We start from the raw sequence: 402 nt of genomic DNA on the forward strand, positions 1-402 counted from the left end.
ATGCTGATATCCGACAAATGCCGATTTAGATGCGTACGTTTTGGTAAACACCAGGTGCCCGACGACGCGAAAGCCCGTCGCTTTCCATGCCTGCATAAAGATGTCCACGCGGTTCCAGCCGTAGAAGCTCACCGCCAGGCTGTTGTTTTTGAGCACGCGGAACATTTCACGGCTGGCCGGCAGCACCCACTCGTCGCTCACGTCGTTGGCGATTGAACGGCCGGATCGGTCCTTAAAGCCGACGAGGTACGGAGGATCGGTCAGAATGAAGTCGATGCTGTTATCCGGAAAGCCAGCCATGATCTCTACGCTGTCGCCACGCATGAATCGGGACATAGTTATGCTCCTGAGTGTCGGGGGGCACCCCAGTGGTGCCGTGACCACCACAAAGACGGGCGTAAA

1 protein-coding gene is annotated in these 402 nt (G+C 56.7%); it reads right to left on the minus strand.

The annotated features are described in order from the left end of the window. The coding region (locus HFD97_RS22070) for a DNA methyltransferase (protein ID WP_341874301.1) at positions 1 to 336 on the minus strand (336 nt) is incomplete at its 3' end. Between the last annotated feature and the right edge of the window lie 66 nt (positions 337 to 402).

The sequence above is a fragment of the Pantoea sp. EKM103V genome (assembly GCF_011800365.1).
In the GTDB taxonomy this organism is placed as follows: domain Bacteria; phylum Pseudomonadota; class Gammaproteobacteria; order Enterobacterales; family Enterobacteriaceae; genus Pantoea; species Pantoea anthophila.